We start from the raw sequence: 20,405 nt of genomic DNA, 5'->3' as shown, positions 1-20,405 counted from the left end.
TTCACGTGCAGCATCCCCTTATTTATGCCCCAAAGGGGAAATTGAAAATCCCTATAGGTCCTTTTTTCCACTGGTATGAGGTGTCGTTCAGGGCGAATACCGCATGCTCTCCCCACTTGTTCATGCCCAGCACTGTCAACGAAGCGGGCCGGATGTCGAAGGATATCTGTTTTTCCGCCACTTCTTCGATGCTCAGCCCCAGCCAGGCAAACAGGATGTTCTGGATGGTTCCCTTGTGGGACACGATGATCAGGTCCCGGCCCTCCTTTTCCAGTTCCCGGAACCCCTGAATGGTCCGTTCATAGAAGGTCCGCCGGGTCTCTCCTCCGTCATAGTTCACATGGTCCAGCTCCCGGCCGGTTTCCGGCGGGTGGTAAAAGGCCAGGGCCTCTTTTTTGTTCAGTCCCGCTGCCTTTCCGTTGTTCTTTTCCCGGAGGAAGGAAAAACATTCCACCGGTTCTGCTCCCAGCTTCCGGGCAATGATTTCCGCTCCCGTCCGGGCCCGCTGCAGGTCGCTGGATACGATCCGGGGCAGGCTGCGGCCGGAAAAATCCCAGGCCAGGCAGTCCGCCAGCTGCTGGAACTGTTTCTGTCCCAGCACTGTGAGAGCCGAATCCGTCCAGCCCCCGGTCAGTTCCTTCACATGATGATCCGCTTCCCCGTGCCGAATCAGTAAAATCATAATGACATCCTTCCTTAGATGTACCGTTTCAGGGTAATGGCATACCGTCCCTTTTTGGTGGTCCCCCGGACTTCCGCCAGTTCCACCCGGCCCCGGGACCGGAAGGAGATCACATCCCCCTCCTTCACCGTCTGGGAAGGACTTTTGGCGTCCTGCCAGTTCAGCTTCACGTTCTGGCCCTTGATCTCATCCGCCATCCGGCTCCGGGATACCCCATAGCCGCTGGCCGCCACCGCATCCAGCCGCAGGGCCGCCACCGTGGCGGAAATCAGTTTGATCTTCTGTTCCTTTTCCTTCAGGTCCGTCAGGGGAATCTCTTTCACTTCCACCGTGGCTGCCCCGATTTTGGTCAGGTTGCTCAGGATGAAATCCACCATGGGGGTATCCACCACCAGCTGGGCCCCTTCGTCGATGAACACAATGTCCCCCAGGATTTCCCGTTTGCAGCCCAGGCCCATGAAGGCCCCCAGCACATCCCGGTGGCCGATGTCATAATACCGTTTGTCCCAGAGGATTTCCAGGGCCGTAATGGCAAAATCCGGCTGGCCGTAGAATTCGTCCGCAATGAAGGCCACCTTCTGCCGTTCGGCATTCTGGAAGCCTCCGTTCATTTCATACCGTACCTGGGGATAGTTGGCGGCAACGATTTCCGCCACATTCTGGCCGTGGGGATCCAGGAACCCGGATACCCTGGCCCGCCGGCTTTTCCGGGCCCCTTCCGCAAGATCCAGCAGCTGGGCTGCCAGTTCTGCATCCCCGCTGGCCTTGAAATACCGTAATACTGTTTCCCGTTGTTGTGTGGTGTTTGCCATGTTATTTCTTCAATGCGGCACTCCGGTCCAGGACCGCCTGCACCGCATCGTAAAACGCTCCTCTCACTCCGTGGTTTTCCAGGGCCTTGATCCCTGCAATGGTAGTGCCTCCGGGGCTGGTCACCTGGTCCCGGAGCTGGGCAGGATGGAGCCCGGTCTTCAGGCCCATGACGCCGCTGCCGGCCATGGTCTGGGCCGCCAGTTTGATGGCAAGTGCCCGGGGCAGGCCAGCCATGACACCGGCATCTGCCAGGGCATCCATGACCACAAAGAAATACCCGGGGCCGCAGCCGCTGATGGCGGTAATGGCTTCCATGGCCTTTTCGTCCACCCGGACCGTTTCCCCACAGGACTGGAAAATGGCTTCCGCAGCGTCCATCACTTCCGGAGCCACCTTTCCGTCCGCCGTCAGGGCCGTCATCCCCATCCCTACAGACAGAGGGGTGTTGGGCATGGAACGGATCACCGGATGGCCGGGCACCAGGGCGTGGAGCATGGCCAGGTCATAGCTGCCCATAATGGACAGGATGGTGGCCTTCTCCGGCAGGGCTGCCACCAGGTCAGCAGTCACTGCTTCTTTGGCCATCTGGGGCTTCACCGCCAAAATCACCAGATCCGCATCTGCAGCCGCGGCACTGTTGTCCCCGGTTACCGGGATCCCGTAGGTTTCTTTCAGATAAGCCTGCCGTTTGGCAGTAGGCACAGCAGCGGTCACCTGTTCCTTCCGGACCAGGCCTCCCTGGAGGATGCCCTTCAGGATGGCTTCCCCCATAGCGCCGCAGCCGATGAAAGTGATTTTACTGATACCGTTTATCGTTGCCATGGATCATTGCTCCCTTCCGATCCAAAATTGGTGTTTTCCGTGTCGATATCCACATTGGGAGGCGCGCATACCAGCAGATTCCGGCCGATTTTCCGCAGGGTCCCGTCCAACGCATAGATGGTGCCGCTGATAAAGTCGATGATCCGTTTCCGCACGTCCGCATCCGTATCCTCGAAATTGATCACCACCGGCTGGTTCTTGCACAGGTAGTCCGCCATTTTCTGGGAATCATTGAAGTCGATGGGCTCGATGACCACCACGCTCACCGGATTCCGGTTCACCGGCATGGACAGCACCTTGTCCCCGGTCCGGCTGGAAGACGTTTCCTCCCGGGAAGAGTCCGCCGTGCCGTCGTAGTCCTTGTCGAACACTTTGTCGTAAGGTTTTTCATAGGTCTTTTCGTAGGGTCTGTCATATTTGTCGTACTCCCGGTCGGAACTTTTGTCCCGCCAGGTGCCTGCCGAGCCGCTGCCGAACATGGGGACCACTTTCCCCTCATCCTGCTGCTGGTTTTCCATGGTTTCGTCCGTTTCCTGCTTGTCTTCTCCGTTGACCAGGCCGAAATATTCCAAGAGCTTGCTGATTTTTTTCATACGATCCACCATTTCTGTTTAAAATTTTAAAGAGTAGTCCCTGGCTCCAAAGAGAGCGGAACCCACCCGTACTTCGTTGGCCCCTTCTTCCACGGCGATCCAGTAGTCGTGGGTCATGCCCATGGACAGGATATCCACCGGAGAATCCGGCAGGGCATCCTTCAGGAACAGGAAATCCCGGTAACCGGCAGCAAACACCGGACGGGTCTCTTCCACCTGGTCCGTGGCCTGGGCGATCACCATGACCCCCCGGATGCGGATGTGAGGGTAATTCTTCAGTTCCGGCACCGCCGCCCGGAAATCTTCCGGGGCAAAGCCGCTTTTCTGTTCTTCTCCCGCTTCGTTGATCTGGAGCAGCACATCCTGGATCTTGTCCAGTTCCGCCGCCGCTTTTTCCAGATGGTTCAGCAGCTTCAGGCTGTCCACGCTTTCAATGAGGCAGAAATGCTCCACCGCGTGTTTGGCCTTGTTGGTCTGGAGATGGCCGATCAGGTGCCAGTTGCCCCCCGGCGGCAGTACCGCCTGTTTGTGCATGGCTTCCTGGACCCGGTTTTCCCCGATCTCCGTAAGACCGGCTGCCAGGGTTTCCGTGACGATTTCCGCCGGATGGTTCTTGGTCACCGCCAGGATGGTCACTTTGTCCCCGGTGGCCTTGGGTTCTGTCCGCTTGCCCAGAGCTTCCTGGATCCTGGCTTCCACGGCCGCAATATTATCCTTCAACATGGGTATCCCCATCTCCTTTATTTTCGATAGATCACCGCATACAGGCGGCCTGTTTTCCCCTTTTCCGCCCGGTAGGAGAAGAACCGGTCCTTGTGACAGCTGGTGCAGCAGTCCGCCCGGTAAATCTGTTCCCGGGGCACCCCTGCTTCCAGCAGTTCCAGGGTGTTCAGCTGCCACAGATCCAGCATGTAGTGGCCGGGTCCGTGAGGGGTCAGGCAGGAGGGATATTCCGCCGCCCGGTCCGCCACTTCCTGGCCCACTTCATAGCAGCAGGGACCGATGGAAGGGCCGATGCCCGCCACCACATCCCCAGGCTCTGTGCCAAAGGCTTCTTTCATCACATTCAGGGCATGGGGGACGATTTTCCCTACACTGCCCCGCCAACCGCCGTGGACGGCTCCCACCGCCCCGGTCCGGGTATCCGCCAGCAAAATGGGCACACAGTCCGCATAGGAAATCAACAGAGGCAGCCGGTGACAGTCCGTGACCATCCCGTCGGTTTCCGGGATGGCATCAGCCAGAGTCAGGGTGCCTTTCCCTGCATCCTGTTCCGTCACCACCGCCACATGGGTGCTGTGGACCTGCTGACAGGCCACTGCCCGTTCCAGGGGAAAATCCAGGGCCGCCGCCATTTTCTGCCGGTTGGCCAGTACCTTCTCCCGGTCATCTCCCACGTTGTAACTCAGGTTCAGTCCACCTGGGAACAGGGAACTGCAGCCCCCTGTCCGGCAAAGGAATCCGTGGACCACACCCCACTGTTTCCAGGCAGGAAAACAGCCCCATTCCACACCTTTCGCTTCTGCAAAGGCAAAATCAGCCATCTTTCCCACCTCATTGGTCAAATTTTTCCTGCACAGCAGGAAACCCTGGAAAGAACTTCCAGCAACCCTCATTGTACTGTTTTTTTACTGGTTTGTAAACGTTAAAGCACAGCTTCCATCCTTTGGATCATGGTTTCCAGGACTTTCAGCCGGGCAAACAGTTTATTGTTGGCTTCCACCACAGTCCAGGGTGCGCCTTTGGTATCGGTCCGATAGAGCATTTCGTTCACCGCATCCACATAGGCATCCCATTTGTCCCGGTTCCGCCAGTCTTCCGGGGTGATCTTCCAGGTTTTGTTGGGGTCGTTCTCTCGGGCCTGGAACCGTTTCAGCTGTTCTTCCGAATCGATCTGCATCCAGAACTTCTGGACGATGATCCCCTGCTTCACCCACTGGGCTTCCATATCGTTGATTTCTTCATAAGCCCGGCGCCATTCGCTGATTTTGGCAAAGCCTTCCACCCGTTCCACCAACACCCGGCCGTACCAGGTCCGGTCGAAAATGGCAATTTCTCCCGGAGCCGGCAGTCTGGTCCAGAACCGCCAGAGATAATGGAACTGCTTTTCCCATTCGTTGGGTGCACTCACCGGGTTCACCCGGTAGCCCAGAGGGTCGAAGGATTCGGACAGCCGTTTGATGGCGCCCCCTTTGCCCCCGGCATCCTGGCCTTCAAAGGCCACAATGGTACTGATTTTCCGTTTGGCCAGTTCAAACTGGAGTTCCCCCAGCCGTTTCTGGTATTTTTTCAGCTTTTTGCTGTATTCTTCCTGTTCCATGGGCTGGTAGGGCGTGTACCCGGACAGGATATCCGGAATGGTCAGTTCCCTGGCCGGGCCTTTTTCCGGATCCACCGGACGCTCCCGGTCCTTCAGGGCTTCTTCCAGGGCGGTGATCAGCACCCGGAAGACCGCTTCCGTACCGGTCCGTTTGTCTTCCATGGGGACGATGTGCCAGGGGGCCAGATCCGTATTGGTGGCCGCCAGCATGTCTTCGTACACATCCCGGTATTTGTCGTAGTCGACTCCTTCGATGCCTCCCGGTGCCAGTTTTTCCCACCGGCTGCCCATGGTTTCCTGGCCCTTTTCCATGTTTTCCTTCTGTTTTTTCTTGGAAATGTGGGTGAAGATCTTCACCAGCACATAGCCCCCCTGGACCAGTTCCTTTTCGAAACTGTTGATTTCGTCAAAACTTACATTGTACCATTCGGAAGCCTCGTCCGGATCCCCCACTGCATGTTCGTTCCGCAGGAAATACCAGGCCCGGTGATGGATGCAGATCTGCCCGGCCGGTGGCAGCTCCTTCCAGAACTGGAGGAAGAACGGGCTCTCCTTCTGTTTTTCCGTGGTCTTGGAGGCAGAATACACCCGGAACCCCCGGGGGTCCAGGGCATGGATCACCTTGCTGATCAGCTGGCTCCGCCAGGAGGCCCGGAACCCTTCAAACAGCACGATCACCGGGATCTTGGCATCCCGGACTGTCCGCTGGAGGAATCCCAGACGGTTTTCTTCCTCTGCTATTTTTTCTGCGTATGCTTCTTTGGAAATTTTCGTTTTCAGATCGATTTTGTCCAGCATAGGGACCCCTTCTTTCCCGAAATTCCATATTTCCCTTATTATAACACGAAAAGGGTGCTGCAACAGATTGCAGCACCCTTGGGAAGAAGCAAAATTATTTGATCTTGTTGGGGCAGTCGCCGGTTTCAGCCAGATCCTTCAGGTTCTGGTAGGAAACTTCCACCATGTTCTTTACGGCTTCATCGGTGTAGGAGCCCAGATGCGGAGTAATCAGGACTCTGGGATACAGGTCAACCAGCTTTTCGAACAGCGGGTTTTCCAGTTTCTGGCCTTCCAGGTCTTTCCCGAATACGCTGGCTTCCCCATCCAGAACGTCGCAGCCGTAGCCGCCCAGTTTGCCGCTTTCCACAGCTTCGATGACAGCTTCGGTATCCACCAGCTGGCCGCGTGCACAGTTGACCAGGATGGCGCCGTCTTTCATCTTCTTCAGGAAGTCGCGGGTAACCACAGCGCCGTTTTCTTTGATGTACGGAGCATGGATGGTGATGATGTCGGATTTCTCCAGGACTTCATCCAGGGAAACCTGGGTGCAGTAGTCTTCGATCCCTTTGATTTCGAAAACGTCTTCCCCGATAACGGTAGCGCCCATGCCGTGGAAGATCTGAGCAGCCACACGGCCAATCCGGCCCAGGCCAACAACACCCACGGTGCAGTTCCGGACTTCTTTGGAGAACATGAAGGCATCGACCTTGAAGTTCTTCTTGGAAGTACGGGAAGTGGTGTAAGCGGTATGACGCAGCAGCATCATAGCCTGGGTTACAGCCAGTTCAGCAATGGCGTTGGGGGAATAACGGGGAACGAAAGCCATGGGGAAGCCCAGTTCCTTGGCATATTCCTTATCGATATGATCCGTGCCGGCGGTACGGGTCAGGATGTATTTTACGCCCAGTTTCTTGTAGATGTCCAGGTTCTGTTTATTGGCGAAGCAGTTGCCCCGCAGGATTACTGCGTCAAAGCCAGCAGCCATTTCGGCAGTTTCTTTCGTATTCAGATAATCAGGGACACATTTGATGTCGTAACCGAATTCCTTGTTGCAGGCCTCAAAAATCGGCAGTTCTACATCTCTTACACCATAACATAAAACCTTCATATCAATACCTCCTATAATGGGAAACACACAATTTGGGCAACCCGGAATGGTTCCGTCTGCCCGCTGATTACATTGTAGCATGGAAAAAAAAATTTTCCAATGTTTTTCGTATTTTGTATACAAATTGCGTGAATATTTTGTGGAAACAAAAAGGCTGCTGCTTCTGCAGCAGCCTCCTGCCCGTTACTTTTCCCTTAAAACTGATAATTTACTCCCACATTCACCTGCCACTTTTTCTGCAGATTCCTGCCAATGCGGTAATCCGTCTGAGAAAGGTAGGCCCCATACTGCCAGATTTTCTGCGTCGTATTCGTCTCTAACGAACCCGTCTTGTAAAGGCGGGTTCATTCCTTCGGCCGCTGACCGTTGACGGGGCTGCCTCCGCAGCCCCTTATCACCGGTTCCTTTCCTTCATGGCCCGGTCCATGTCCCGCTTGGCCGCCCGGTCCGCCATGGCCTGGCGCTTGTCATAGAGCTTTTTCCCGGTAGCCAGGGCCAGCTTGCATTTCACCAGTCCGTGGCTGAAATACAGCTGCAGGGGCACCAGGGTGAATCCCTTTTCCCGGGTCTTTCCGATCAGCTTCTGGATTTCCCGTTTATGCATCAGCAGTTTCCGGTCCCGGAGCGGGTCCACATTGAACCGGTTCCCGTGTTCGTAGGGACTGATGTGCAGGTTGTACAGGTACACTTCGCCGGATTTGGTCACTGCCGCATAGGAATCCTTCAGGTTGGCCTTGCCCTGACGGAGGGATTTCACCTCCGTACCCGTCAGGACGATGCCGGTTTCATAGGTTTCGTGGATGTTGTAGTCATGCCTGGCTTTCCGGTTTTCTGCGATTGCCTTCGCTGGTTTTTCCATGTTTCCGATCCCTTCTTCTCCGCCGCCGGCGGTTGTTTTTCTTCTTTTTGCCGCTTTCCCCTGCAGGAGTCGTTTCCTGGGGCACCAATTGGCTCAGTCCGGTCCCGTTTTGTCTGGGGGAGCCGTTCTTCTTCTTTTTCCGGCGTCCGCCCCGGCTGTTTTTCTTTCCGGATTCCTTCCGTTCCCCGGATTTCCGGCCGGTGGTGTCATTCCGCAGCTTCCCGGTGGCAATGCCGGTCTTGGTCTTTTTCTGACGTCCCAGTTCCCGGCGCATCTGATCCGCCGCTTCCGGCGCCAGTCCGGCCAGGACGAAATCGATCTTCCGCTCCGCCACATCCACCTGGAGCACCTGGATATCCACCTGGTCCCCCAGCCGGTACCGGTGGCCCAGATGCTGGCCGATCAGGGCATACTGGCCCTCGATATAGTCATAATAGTCATCGTTCAGGCTGGACACATGGACCAGTCCTTCCACCCCGTTGTCCAGTTCCACGAAGAAGCCAAAGGAGGAAACCCCGGAAATGGTCCCGGTGAATTCCTTCCCCACGAACTGGACCATGTATTCGGCCATTTTCAGATCCACTGTCTGCCGCTCCGCGTCGATGGCCGCCCGTTCCCGCACGGAACAATGGGAGGCCACCAGGCTCAGCCGCTGGGTCCGCTCTTCCGCCTGCTGCCGGCTCAGCCGTTCTCCGTCCAGCTGACGGCGCAGGAGCCGGTGGACCATCAGATCCGGATAGCGGCGGATGGGAGAAGTGAAATGGGTATAGAAATGGGCTGCCAGGCCGAAATGGCCGATGTTTTCCGTCTGATACACCGCCTGGCGCATGCTCCGCAGGGCCACCGTGGAAACCAGCTTCTCTTCCGGTTTTCCGGCCACCTTGTCCAGGGCCCGCTGGAGATCCTTGGGCCGCATCTTTTCTTCCACCTTCAGGGTCACCCCGAACAGGGCCATGAGTTTGGCCAGGTTCTGGATCTTTTCCGGATCAGGCAGGTCGTGGACACGGTAAATGAAAGGCCGTTTGTGTCTGGCCATGAATCCGGCCACCGTTTCGTTGGCGGCCAGCATGAATTCTTCAATGAGCATCTCGGCCACGGACCGTTCCCGCTTCACAATGGCCACCGGATGCTTCTGATCATCCAGCAGCACCTTCTGTTCCGGCAGCTCGAAGTTGATGGCGCCCCGCCGTTCCCGTTTCTTGTGGAGCACCTGCTGGAGCCGGGCCATGTCTTCCAGCATGGGGACGATGTCCGCATATTTTTCCCGCAGGGCCTCATCCTGGTCCACCAGGATGGCCCGCACATCGGGATAATTCATCCGATGGTGGTTGTTGATCACACAGGGGGCGATGGTAAAGGAAAGGGTCCGGCCGGTTTTCCCGTCCAGGAGCATTTCACAGGCCATGGTCAGCCGGTCTTCCCCTTCGTTCAGGCTGCAGATGCCGTTGCTCAGTTCCACCGGCAGCATGGGCAGCACCCGGTCCACCAGGTACACGCTGGTGCCCCGTTCATAGGCTTCCTGATCCAGGACGGAATGGGGCTGCACATAGTAGCTTACATCGGCAATGTAGACCCCCAGGAAATAGTTGTCCCCCTGTTTTTCCACATACACCGCATCATCCAGGTCCTTGGAATCCACCCCGTCGATGGTGATGATGTTCCAGTCCCGCCGGTCCAGCCGGTTCTGGATTTCCTTCTTTTTGATCTTCTGTTCCACTTTTTCCGCGGCCACCTGGACAGGAGCCGGGAATTTGGTGGGCAGGTCGTTGTCCTTGATGATGGAAAGGATTTCCAGACCGATGTCCCCGGGTTTCCCCAGGATTTCCACGATCTTCCCTTCCGCGTTCCGCCGTTCGTCCGGCCAGGTGGTGATCTCCACCACCACCTTTTCCTTGTCCCGGGCCCCGTTGAAGTCTTTCCGGCGCACATAGATGTCCCGTCCCACCCGTTTGTTGTCCGGGATCACGAAGCCGAATTCCCCGGATTTGCTGAAGGTCCCCACCAGTTTGTGATGGGCCCGGTTCAGGATCCGGATGATCTTTCCTTCCTGCCGGTCATCATAGCCGCTCTGCATCACCCGGGCGATCACCGTATCCCCGTCCATGGCGCCGCTGAGGCTGCTGGCCGGGATGAACAGATCCCCGTCTTCCGTCTTTTCTTCCGGGATCACAAAGGCAAAGCCCTTGCTGGTCACCTGGCAGCGGCCCACCACCAGACCCATGGCCGCCGGCAGCCCGTAGGTGTTGAACCGGGTCTTCACCACCTGGCCCCGGGTTTCCAGTTCTTCCATCACCGTCCAGAACAGCTTCAGGTCCGCGCCCTTCAAGGCCAGCGCCTGGATCAGTTCATCGGCGGAAAGCGGGGCGGTGGGATGGTCCTTCATGTACCCCAGGATCTTTGTTTCCATTTCTGTATTGATCATTCTCTCTCCTCATACATCAGCTTGCCGTCCGCTTCGGCCGCCACGGTTCCGTCTTCCCGGATTACCTGGCCGGTCATTTCCAGCAGCTGTCCCTTTCGTCTTTTTACTTTGGTGATCACATGGATCCGTTCCCCAATCCGTACCGGCTGCCGGAAGCGGACTTCCAGCCGGGCCGTATAGGCAACTTTGTGTTCATACATATAAGGGTAATTCCCCATGGTTTCGTCCAGCAGGGTGGAGATCAGTCCCCCGTGCATCCGGCCGTCATAGCTCTGGTGCACCGGCTGGGGCACAAAACTGGTGTAGCAGCCGTTTTCGTCGGTGCGGAAGTGGAGATGGAGCCCCATCGGGTTGTCCTTCCCACAGCCGAAACACATGGTATCTCTGTCATTTTCCATTTTCTATTCCTCCAAAAAGGCCTCGATGGCAGCATAAATGGCCTGCCGGCCTTTGTATAATGTCATCACATGCCGGGCCTGTTTTACCCACAGCAGCTGTTTCTGGTCTGAGGCGGCATGTTCCTGGATGTACAGGGCACTTTCCGGGCGCACCGTGTGGTCCGTTTGGGACTGGATGATCAGAAGGGGCTGCCGGACCTTGGGCAGGTATTTTCCCTTCACCGCCTTCAGCAGCCGCACCAGCTGGTGGACCGCTTTGATGGGCATGCACCGGTAGGCCACATTGTACCGGGCAGGAGCGTCGATGGTCCGGGGATTTTTGGGAATGGCCCAGTAGGGCAGCCGGTCCGCCAGCCAGAGGAAGTACACCCGCCAGTCGTAGAGATAGATGGGGGTGGAGAGCACCACCAGCTTGTCCGCTTTTGTCTCTGCTCCGGCATACAGGGTCAGCAGCCCGCCCATGGAAAGGCCGATGACCGTTACCTGGGCGCAGATTTCCCGAAGATGGGCCACTCCCTGCCGCACCTGGGCTTCCCACTGTTCCGCCGTTACCTCCAGCAGATCATGGGGATCCGTGCCGTGGCCTGCCAGGAGAAGCCCTTCCACCGTATACCCCTTCCGGTGCAGGTCCTCCCCCAGTTCCCGGAGTTCCGAAGGGCTGCCGGTAAAGCCGTGGACCAGCAGCACCCCTTTGCCGTTTTGCCCCTGCCAGAAATACGGTTCCGCGCCCTGGAGCATCCCCATCGCCTCCTTCCCCATAGCAAAAATGGCATTACCCTGCCAGGCAATGCCACTGTGAAATGTGTGAACGTTCTTTAATTGCTTACTGCAGGCGGGCAATTGCCACGTTGATAACAGCGAAAATCAGCCCCAGCACAACGGTGATCCGTGCCAGCGCCTCATCCATGTCCGTGGGTTTGCCCCCAAACAGGGATTCTCCCCCGCCCAGACCGCTGAACCCGGCACTTTTGCCAGACTGGAGCAGGATGGACCCGATCAGCAGGACGCTCACGATCACATCAAGAACCATCAATATATCTAAAGCCACAGGTATTCCCTCCACATATCAGATTCTTATATTTTAGCATTGGTTGGGGAAATGGTCAAGGAGCGGGGGATAGTGGTTAAGTGGCTGGGTGCACCAACCGTAGGAGCGGCAGGCCCGGCCGCCCGCCAGATGTACGAGTCTCTGACCCCAACGATGTAGGGGTTCGCCGCAGGCAAACCCGTCCCGACCGCCCAGAGGGCAAAACTTCTATACCCATATACCCGCGAAGGCCCTCCCAGCTCCCGAAAAATCGATGTATACCCGCACAGAATACCAGCAAAGCCGAAGGCCAAGTCCGCCCTGCAGGGGCGGGGGACCGGGCTTGCCCGGTGGTGGGGGCATGAGGTTCTGAAAGGACCGAATACCTTGACGGTGGTATGGAAACTATCTACCTAGGAGACAGCAATGGATACTGCGTTCATCATATTTCTACTTCTGCCAGACACTCCCTTGTTTTCGGCCGGTCCTGCAAAATATCGGCTGTCGCCGATGCCCCCACCACCGTGCTCCGCACGGTCCCCCGCCCCTCACAGGGCGGACTTTGGGACCATCCTTATCACCAGTTCAGTGCTGCTGCCAACTGTCCTATGGGGCTGCTGCTGGGACCGTAATTGGCAATTCTGCACTGAATGGGTATCTAGGTGAGGGACGAATACCGGCTTTTCAGAACTTCTCTCACCGCATTCCGGTACTCTTTCCGGGTTTTCAGCGGCATAACGCACAAATCTCCTGCCAGGGCCTGCTCCAGGTCTGCGTTCTTCAGGCCACTGATCACCTTGACCATCGCCCGACCGCCTCTATAACTCCAGCGGCGTCCCTGCTTCTTTACACTAAGGGACAGTGGTTAAACGGACCTTTCGATAAGGCTCCGCAGGACCGCCCGCCATACAAAGGGTGAAAAGGTGCAGGCCGGGAAGGGGGGGCCTTTGGCCCGCCCCTACAACGTTGGAGTCGGGCACTCGTTCATCAACTTTCGGAGATTTCCTATCCACAGGGGCGGTCAAATCGTATGACCAGCTGCTCTTTCCAGCACCTCACTGGCGGCAAGGGTCATCTTTAAATAAGCCTCTGCCTCTTCTTTCTTCTTCCCGTCCACAATCCGGGCGAAATCCTCGAACTCTTCCACCATCCGGTTTTCCCGTTCCGGCGGGGTCCAGGTTTTTGTGTTCTGGTCTTTTTTCACAGCGGCGGTGCTGAACTGGTCCTGGTCCGGGCCCTGGATCAGGGTCCACTCCAGTTTTTCCGGGTGGATGGGCTTCCCTTCCACTTTCAGCCAGCCTTTTTCTCCCTGGACCAGGAACCCGGAGGGGCTGTCAGAATCTTTGGCGGCGGAGAGGGATGCCTGGAACCCGGGGTATCCCAGGAGCAGCACTCCGGAGGTATCCACGCCGTTCCACCCCCGGTTGGGGGCATACAGGACCTTTTCCGGCAGGCCCCAGAGCCCGGCGGTCCAGGCGATGTTGTACACGTTCAGGTCATACAGGGCCCCTCCTGCCAGTGCCGGGTCGAAGGCAGGGAGCACTTCCCCCTTACGATACCGGTCATACCGGCTGGAATACTGGGAATAGTTTCCCTGGACCAGCCGGATGGGCCCCAGGGCCGGTACCAGCTCCCGGATCTTCCGGAACAGGGCCCCGTGCCACAGGGGCATGGCTTCCAGGAGAAAAAGCCCTTTTCCCCGGGCCAGGTCCGCCAGTTCCCGGGTCTGGGCCCACCGGGTGCAGAAGGGCTTTTCCAGGATTACGTTCTTTCCGGCCAGCAGGGCCTCCCGGGCATAAGCAAAATGGACCGGGTTCACCAGAGCGATGTACGCCGTATCCACATCCGCTTCCCGGAAAAGAGCCCGGCAGTCCGTATATACCCGGGGAATCCCATAGTCCCGGGCCAGGGTTTCTCCCCGCTGCCGGCTGTGCTGCCGGCACCAGAGGGCTTCCACACTTATGCCGACTGCCGCATTCATGGCGGCCAGGGCCACAGGAGCAATGGCGCCGGTGCCCAGCATGGCCACCTTCATGAAAAAGACCTCCCTTTTTTCTTAAAAGGTCACCCCGAAGGTAATGACCCCATCCTTGTATTCCACCTGGATCTTCCCGCCCAGGAGCCGGGTGGCCTCTTCTGCCATGGAAAGCCCGATGCCGTAGCCGGCCTTTTTGCTGTTGTGGCTTTCGTCTCCCCGGTAAAACCGTTCAAAAAAGTGGGAATAATCCACTCCGGCCCCGTTTTTGTAGTCGTTGGACACCTGGGCCCGGAACCCCTGTTTCCCGTGGGTTTCCAGCCGGGCCCGGATGGTTCCCCCGTCGTCACAGTATTTGGCCGCATTGTCCAGGAGGATGGTGAAGATTTCATAAAGATACTTGGGGTCGGTTTCAGCCAGGATATCCGGCTGGATCTCCGTCACCAGCTTTTTCTTCTCCCCTTCCACCACCGGAGCAAAGGACTGGACCACTTCCGTAAAGGTGTGGCTGATGTCCATGGTTTCCTTTTTCAGTTCCCGCTCATTCTTTTCTCCCATTTTGGCCAGCATGATCAGTTCGTTGATCAGCCGGGTCACCCGCTTCACCTGGAACAGGATGTTGTCCGTCCACTGGCTTTTGCCGCTGATCAGTTCCAGAGCTTCCGCGTTGGCGGAAATAATGGCAATGGGGGTCTTCAGTTCATGGCCTGCGTTGGTAATGAACCGTTTCTGGCTGGCCACGTTTTCCACAAAGGGCCGGATAGCGTAATTGCTCAGGAACATGAGCACCAGCATGTACAGCAGCACACAGACCAGGCCGAACCGGAGGGAATACCGCATAAATGCATCCACGGCCCCCACATCCCGGGTGCAGTCCATGACCACCACCAGTTTGCCTCCGTCATTCCGGGGGGTTACGCTGTAGCAGTAGCTGGCCCGTTTGTTCTTGAACAGTCCCTGGCTCTGGGTGCTGTCCGCCAGGGAACGGGCAATTTCCAGGGCCTGGAGTTCGTTGAAGGCGGAGATGTTGGACAGATTCAGCCGGCGGATTTTTCCGCTTTCATCCATAATAACGCTGAAATACCGGGTCTGATGGGCGAATTCCGGGGTGTCATTGTACCATTCCGGATCACTGAGCCAGCTTTCGGTGCTGGTACCCGGCTGATGGGAGGGCATGATTCCATCGTTCTGGACAATGGCCGTCAGGAGGGTGTTCACTTCCGACCGCATTTTCATATAGGTAATGCCGTTGATCAGTCCCAGGGCCCCGGCCAGGATCAGTACCACGGCAGCAAAGGCCAGGATCAGGAATTTCCGGCGCAGACGATGGATCATATCCATGATAAATTCTCCTTAATTGGCCAGGGCCGGCGTCTGGAGCACAAAAGATCCGTCCTGATGGCCGTCGATGGTGAGATTTCCCCCGATGGCCTTGAGTTTTTCCCGCAGGTAGGACACATAGATCCATACGATGCCCTGGTCTTCCTGCTGTTCATCCTGCCAGATCCGGTCAAAAAGCATCCGGGTTTCGCAGGGTTTCCCCGGGTGCTGCATGAAGTACTTCATCAGCTGGGTTTCCTTGGGGGACAGCCGGACGCTGCTCTTGCTGGACAGCTCCCCTTCCGCACAGTTGAGGGTCACGGTACCGGCCTGGAGGGTATCCCGGTTGAAGTCTTCCTGGCGCCGGGTCAGGCTCCGGAGACGGGCCAGCAGTTCCCCCATGGCAAAGGGTTTGGTCAGGTAGTCGTCGGCTCCTGCATCCAGGCCGGTGATCCGGTCGTCCACTTCTGCTTTGGCAGTGAGCATGATCACTGGAGTCCGGTCCCCTTCCTTCCGGAGTTCCGTCAGGGCGGTGATTCCATCCTTCACCGGCATCATAATATCGAAGATCATGGCATCGTAGACCTTTTCCCGGGCTTTGTCCACAGCGGCCTGTCCGTCGTACACCGGATCCACTTCATAGCCGGAATGTTCCAGCACGGCGCACAGGGCCATGGACATGGCTTTTTCATCTTCTGCAAGCAAAATTTTCATCTGGGGTTGACTCCTTTCTGGGTCAATGGATCATCCGTTTTCCCGGATCAGCTTCCGGATGGTCTCCATGGACAGGTCGCAGGCCGCCAGTTCGTCAGCGCACCGCTTCAGTTCCTGGCCGATCAGTTCCGGGTTCCGGATGCTCTTTTTGTACTTCATTTCGTGTTCCAGGCTGGCCCAGGAATCCATGGCGATGGTCCGGAGCTGGACCTCTGCATAGAAAATCCCCGGATTATTCCCTTCCACATCCGGGAAGGGTTCCTCCAGCCGAAGGATCAGGTGATAGGACCGGTAGCCGTTGGGTTTTACATTGTGTACGTAGTCTTTTTCCTGGATGATGGTGCAGCCGGGGATGGCCCGGAGCAGCCGGAGATTCCGGTCGATGTCGCTGAGGAACCGGCAAACGATCCGCAGTCCGATGGCATCGTGGATATCATGGAGGGCCGATTTAGCCGTCACCGGCAGCCCTTTCCGCTGGCATTTTTCCTCCATGCTGGCGGTGCCTTTCACCCGGTAGATCAGGTGCTCATAGGCGTTTTCGCCGGTTGCGTCCTTTTCTTTCTGGTTGTAGGCCTTAATGTCCCGGACCAGCTGTTCCAGCACCTTCTCCAGCACCGGCCGCCATGCCTCATAGCTGCTGCCCATGGGTTGGTTCAAAGTGATTCCTCCTTTTGCAAAGTCTTTGTCAGATTATATTGTATACTTATTGTATCATAGGAATATGGAATTTGTATGAAGAAAAAGAGGGCCTGCTGTCAACGGTCAGCAGCCGCTGGAAATCATATCACCTCATGGATTTTTTCTTTTACCCGGTCCAGCTGCCGGGCACTTTGGGGGTTCCCCGGCTGGAAATCCAGCAGTTTCTGGTAATAGCCCTGCTGCCGGACCAGGGCCAGGCTGGGGGCATAGGTAAAATCAAAGATCTGGCACAGACAGCCGGTGAAAAAGTCCAGGGCATTCTTTTTCACTTCTGTGTGGACCAGTTTTTTCTCCAGGGCTTCTGCCAGGACTTTGGGGGAAATTTCCTGTCGGCCCAGATCTTTCAGGGACATCTGCCACACCTGTTCCGGATGGTCAAGGTACCCGGCGTAAACCCGGAACAAGTCGATCTTGTCCGCATCCCGGATCAAAAGGGCAAAATCCCTGGCCCGGCCGGTGACTCCACCAGGGACGGCATAGGCGTTGTGCCACAGGATGGCCAGCTCCAGGATTTTATCCCGTTCCGGCTCCGGTTCCGGCAGAAAGTCCCGGATATGGCCCTGTTCGAACAGGTACCATACCCCGTACCGGGCATGGTCCATGGATTTGTAGTCGATGAAGGTATGGAACCGCCGGGCCTGTTCGAACCGGCCGATGTCATGGAGCAGCCCCAGCACCCAGGCCAGGTCCTGGTCCGCCCGGGACCACCCCAGCGCCTGGGCCAGCTGACCGCACAGGCCGCAGACGATCCGGGAATGGCGCTGTTTGCTCAAAATCCCCGGAGTATCCGGGTCAAAAAGAGAGACATACCGGTCAAAAGCCGCAGAAACAGCTTGTTTGTCCATCATTGTTTTTCCTTTCGTAAAAAAGGTGTGCTGCACGCTCCATGCAGCACACCTTTTTGTCATCCGGCCGCTGACCGTTGCCAGCTGACCGTTGACCGTTTTTATCTGATGTTGTAGAACACATCCATCCCGTTGTACTGGGCAGCGGCTCCCAGATCTTCTTCGATCCGCAGCAGCTGGTTGTACTTGGCCACCCGGTCGGTCCGGCAGGGTGCCCCGGATTTGATCTGTCCGGCGTTGGTGCCCACCACCACATCAGCAATGGTGGTGTCTTCCGTTTCACCGCTCCGGTGAGAGACGATGGCGGTATAACCGGCCCGTTTGGCCATTTCAATGGCATCCAGGGTTTCGGTGAGGGTACCGATCTGGTTCAGTTTGATCAGGATGGCGTTGGCCACGCCCATTTCAATGCCCTTCTTCAGCCGTTCCACGTTGGTGACGAACAGGTCATCTCCAACCAGCTGGACTTTTTTGCCCAGGGCATCGGTAAGCTGTTTCCAGCCGTCCCAGTCATCTTCGGCCAGGCCGTCTTCAATGGAAATGATGGGGTATTTTTCACACAGGGAAGCGTACCATTCCACCATTTCGGCAGAAGTCTTCACGACCCCTTCCCCTTTCAGGTTGTATTTGCCGTCTTCGAACAGTTCGCTGGCAGCAGTATCGATGGCCAGCCGTACCTGTTCACCGGGTTTGTAGCCGGCTTTTTCGATGGCTTCCACAATCACCTGGAGGGCTTCTTCGTTGCTTTCCAGGTTGGGTGCAAAGCCCCCTTCATCCCCTACGGCCGTAGCCAGGCCTTTGCCCTTCAGGACTTTCTTCAGAGCCTGGTAGATTTCCGCGTTGATCCGCAGGGCTTCGGCGAAGCTGTCAGCCCCTACGGGCATGATCATGAATTCCTGGATGTCCACGTTGTTGTCCGCATGGGCACCGCCGTTCAGGATGTTCATCATGGGAACAGGCAGTTCCTTGGCGTTGACCCCGCCCAGATACTGATACAGAGGCAGGCCGATGGACAGAGCCGCAGCCTTGGCCACAGCCAGGGATACACCCAGGATGGCGTTGGCACCCAGACGGCCCTTGTTGGGGGTGCCGTCCAGACGGATCATGGCTTCGTCGATTTCCACCTGACGGGTGGGATCCAGACCGATGATGGCGTCGGCAATGGTGTCATTCACATTGTCCACAGCCTTGGAGACCCCTTTGCCTCCGAAACGGTCCTTGTCCCCATCCCGCAGTTCCACGGCTTCGTGGACCCCGGTGGAAGCACCGGAAGGAACAGCCGCACGGCCTACCGTGCCGTCATCCAGCAGCACATCCACTTCTACCGTGGGATTGCCCCGGGAATCCAGGATTTCTCTTGCGCACACATTTTCAATGATTGGCATTGTTTTCACCTCGTTATTTTGGGCAGCAAGGGAAAATGATTTCCCTTGCTGGTCAATGGTCAATGGCCGATGGAAGCCAGCTTTTGCTGGCCACGAATTTACCTTTTACTTGCGTACCAGCAGGGAATGGCCGGTCATGGCTTCCGGTTTGGGGAGATCCAGCAGGTCCAGCAGGGTGGGAGCGATATCGGAGAGTCCTCCGTCTTCCACCTGGGTCCCGGGTTCAGCACCCACCACCAGGAAAGGCACCGGATTGGTGGTATGGGCCGTCATAGGCTCATGGGTCACCGGGTCTTCCATTTCTTCCAGGTTCCCATGGTCCGCGGTGATGCACAGGGCACCGCCTTTTTTCAGCACCTTTTCCACCAGGCTGCCCACACATTCGTCCACGGCCTCCAGGGCCTTCACTGCCGCCTCCAGGGAGCCGGTATGGCCTACCATATCCGGGTTGGCGAAGTTCAAGATCACCAGGTCGTACAGGTCCTTGTCCAGGGCTTCCTGGAGCTTTTCCGTCACCAGGTAGGCGCTCATCTCCGGCTGCAGGTCATAGGTGGCCACTTTGGGAGAAGGCACCAGGATCCGGTCTTCGTTGGGGAAGGGCTGTTCCCGTCCGCCATTGAAGAAGAAGGTCACATGGGCGTATTTTTCCGTTTCCGCAATGTGGAGCTGATGGAGTCCCGCCTGGGACACCACTTCCGCCAGGGTATCCCGGATCTCTTCCGGAGGGAAAGCCACCGGCGCATCAATACCCTTTTCATATTCCGTCATGGTGACGAAATGGACGGGCAGCTGGTCTTCCTTCCGGGCAAATCCCTGGAACTCCCTGTCCGTAAAGACATGGGTCAGTTCCCGGGCCCGGTCCGGACGGAAGTTGAAGAAAATCAGGCTATCGCCTTTTTCCACATTCCCTTCCACCCCGGATACTCGGAACGGCACCACGAATTCATCGGTCTGGCCGGCAGCGTAGGCGGCTTCCAGTCCTTCTGCAGCACTGGGTGCTTCCTGGGCCTCTCCGCCGCTCATGCAGTCGTAGACCTTCTGGATCCGTTCCCACCGTTTATCCCGGTCCATGGCATAATACCGGCCGGATACGGTGGCAATCTGTCCCACCCCCAGCTCCCTGCAGGCTTTTTCCACCTGGTCCAGGAAGGGGCCGGCGCTCTGGGGCGGCGTGTCCCGTCCATCCAGGAAGGCATGGATACAGACCTTTTCCACCCCCAGCTTTTTGGCCATGGCCAGAAGACCCAGGAGATGGTCGATGTGGCTGTGGACCCCGCCGTCGCTGAGGAGCCCCAGGAGATGGAGTTTCTTTCCGGTGACCCGGGCTTCCTCCATGGCCTTTACCAGCACCGGGTTGGTTTCCAGACTGCCGTCCTTCACCGCCCGGCTGATCCGGGTCAGGCTCTGGTAGATGATCCGGCCGGAGCCGATGGACAGATGGCCCACTTCCGAGTTGCCCATCTGCCCTTCCGGCAGGCCCACTGCCTCTCCAGAGCACCGGAGCTGGCTGTGGGGATACCGGTTGAAGTAAAAATCAAGATGAGGAGTCCTGGCGCGGGTCACCGCATTGGTGGAACTGGGAGGAGCGATCCCCCACCCGTCCAGGATCATCAGCATAACAGGTTTCTTTTTCATGGAAAGCC

The 20,405-nt window shown here is 57.3% G+C and carries 21 protein-coding genes; all 21 read right to left on the bottom strand.

All coding sequences use genetic code 11. The features are described 5' to 3' along the window. Positions 1-22 precede the first annotated feature (22 nt). Complete coding sequence (locus ACTQY5_RS01075; protein ID WP_288310686.1) at positions 23-682, bottom strand: histidine phosphatase family protein; 660 nt, start codon at positions 680-682, stop codon at positions 23-25. Between the two features lie 14 nt (positions 683-696). Next, positions 697-1,494 carry a YlmH family RNA-binding protein gene (locus ACTQY5_RS01070; RefSeq protein ID WP_022488079.1) on the bottom strand — a complete coding sequence of 266 codons (798 nt, stop codon included), beginning with the start codon at positions 1,492-1,494 and terminating at the stop codon, positions 697-699. A gap of 1 nt (position 1,495) precedes the next feature. Next, the gene (gene proC, locus ACTQY5_RS01065; protein ID WP_022488080.1) at positions 1,496-2,317 is read right to left on the bottom strand and encodes a pyrroline-5-carboxylate reductase; all 822 of its coding nucleotides are present in this window, start codon (positions 2,315-2,317) and stop codon (positions 1,496-1,498) included. Beyond that, a complete protein-coding gene (locus ACTQY5_RS01060) occupies positions 2,305-2,910 on the bottom strand; it encodes a cell division protein SepF (protein ID WP_022488081.1) in 606 nt (201 codons plus the stop codon). Before ACTQY5_RS01060 ends, proC begins: the two co-directional genes overlap by 13 nt. An 18-nt stretch (positions 2,911-2,928) precedes the next feature. Beyond that, entirely contained in the window at positions 2,929-3,633 is a 705-nt protein-coding gene (locus ACTQY5_RS01055; RefSeq protein WP_022488082.1) for a YggS family pyridoxal phosphate-dependent enzyme, read from the bottom strand. Positions 3,634-3,650: 17 nt separating this feature from the next. Then, positions 3,651-4,454 carry a peptidoglycan editing factor PgeF gene (gene pgeF, locus ACTQY5_RS01050; RefSeq protein WP_195839636.1) on the bottom strand — a complete coding sequence of 268 codons (804 nt, stop codon included), beginning with the start codon at positions 4,452-4,454 and terminating at the stop codon, positions 3,651-3,653. Between the two features lie 101 nt (positions 4,455-4,555). Next, positions 4,556-6,028: a phosphate--AMP phosphotransferase gene (locus ACTQY5_RS01045; protein WP_154488303.1), complete on the bottom strand. Its 1,473-nt coding sequence runs from the start codon at positions 6,026-6,028 to the stop codon at positions 4,556-4,558. Positions 6,029-6,122: 94 nt separating this feature from the next. Next, a complete protein-coding gene (locus ACTQY5_RS01040) occupies positions 6,123-7,118 on the bottom strand; it encodes a 2-hydroxyacid dehydrogenase (RefSeq protein ID WP_022488085.1) in 996 nt (331 codons plus the stop codon). A gap of 394 nt (positions 7,119-7,512) precedes the next feature. Beyond that, positions 7,513-7,977, bottom strand: a complete 465-nt coding sequence (smpB, locus tag ACTQY5_RS01035) for an SsrA-binding protein SmpB (RefSeq protein ID WP_302122622.1) — start codon at positions 7,975-7,977, stop codon at positions 7,513-7,515. After that, a complete protein-coding gene (gene rnr, locus ACTQY5_RS01030) occupies positions 7,928-10,399 on the bottom strand; it encodes a ribonuclease R (protein ID WP_441368664.1) in 2,472 nt (823 codons plus the stop codon). The genes smpB and rnr overlap by 50 nt, the downstream gene beginning before the upstream one ends. Continuing rightward, positions 10,396-10,797: a PaaI family thioesterase gene (locus ACTQY5_RS01025; protein ID WP_022488088.1), complete on the bottom strand. Its 402-nt coding sequence runs from the start codon at positions 10,795-10,797 to the stop codon at positions 10,396-10,398. The genes rnr and ACTQY5_RS01025 overlap by 4 nt, the downstream gene beginning before the upstream one ends. Positions 10,798-10,800: 3 nt before the next feature. After that, positions 10,801-11,535 carry an alpha/beta hydrolase gene (locus ACTQY5_RS01020; protein WP_154488305.1) on the bottom strand — a complete coding sequence of 245 codons (735 nt, stop codon included), beginning with the start codon at positions 11,533-11,535 and terminating at the stop codon, positions 10,801-10,803. Between the two features lie 85 nt (positions 11,536-11,620). Further along, positions 11,621-11,845 (bottom strand): preprotein translocase subunit SecG, encoded by a 225-nt coding sequence (gene secG, locus ACTQY5_RS01015; protein WP_022488090.1) that lies wholly within the window; start codon positions 11,843-11,845, stop codon positions 11,621-11,623. Between the two features lie 637 nt (positions 11,846-12,482). After that, positions 12,483-12,629 carry a hypothetical protein gene (locus ACTQY5_RS01010; RefSeq protein ID WP_022486810.1) on the bottom strand — a complete coding sequence of 49 codons (147 nt, stop codon included), beginning with the start codon at positions 12,627-12,629 and terminating at the stop codon, positions 12,483-12,485. A 216-nt stretch (positions 12,630-12,845) separates the two neighbouring features. Continuing rightward, entirely contained in the window at positions 12,846-13,859 is a 1,014-nt protein-coding gene (locus ACTQY5_RS01005) for a Gfo/Idh/MocA family protein (protein WP_441368663.1), read from the bottom strand. 21 nt (positions 13,860-13,880) lie between these two features. After that, the gene (locus ACTQY5_RS01000; RefSeq protein WP_022486808.1) at positions 13,881-15,140 is read right to left on the bottom strand and encodes a sensor histidine kinase; all 1,260 of its coding nucleotides are present in this window, start codon (positions 15,138-15,140) and stop codon (positions 13,881-13,883) included. A 12-nt stretch (positions 15,141-15,152) separates the two neighbouring features. Next, positions 15,153-15,833 (bottom strand): response regulator transcription factor, encoded by a 681-nt coding sequence (locus ACTQY5_RS00995; RefSeq protein WP_022486807.1) that lies wholly within the window; start codon positions 15,831-15,833, stop codon positions 15,153-15,155. A gap of 30 nt (positions 15,834-15,863) precedes the next feature. Beyond that, positions 15,864-16,478 carry a GTP pyrophosphokinase gene (locus ACTQY5_RS00990; RefSeq protein WP_347567384.1) on the bottom strand — a complete coding sequence of 205 codons (615 nt, stop codon included), beginning with the start codon at positions 16,476-16,478 and terminating at the stop codon, positions 15,864-15,866. 134 nt (positions 16,479-16,612) lie between these two features. Beyond that, entirely contained in the window at positions 16,613-17,380 is a 768-nt protein-coding gene (locus ACTQY5_RS00985; protein ID WP_022486805.1) for an HD domain-containing protein, read from the bottom strand. A 98-nt stretch (positions 17,381-17,478) separates the two neighbouring features. After that, positions 17,479-18,762: a phosphopyruvate hydratase gene (eno, locus tag ACTQY5_RS00980; RefSeq protein WP_022486804.1), complete on the bottom strand. Its 1,284-nt coding sequence runs from the start codon at positions 18,760-18,762 to the stop codon at positions 17,479-17,481. Positions 18,763-18,867: 105 nt separating this feature from the next. After that, on the bottom strand, positions 18,868-20,397 hold the full coding sequence (gene gpmI, locus ACTQY5_RS00975; protein WP_441368662.1) for a 2,3-bisphosphoglycerate-independent phosphoglycerate mutase: 1,530 nt from the start codon (positions 20,395-20,397) through the stop codon (positions 18,868-18,870). Positions 20,398-20,405 lie beyond the last annotated feature (8 nt).

It is taken from the genome of Acidaminococcus sp. HCP3S3_H5, assembly GCF_052122235.1.
In the GTDB taxonomy this organism is placed as follows: Bacteria; Bacillota; Negativicutes; order Acidaminococcales; family Acidaminococcaceae; genus Acidaminococcus.
This window is presented reverse-complemented; position numbering and strand designations above follow the sequence as displayed.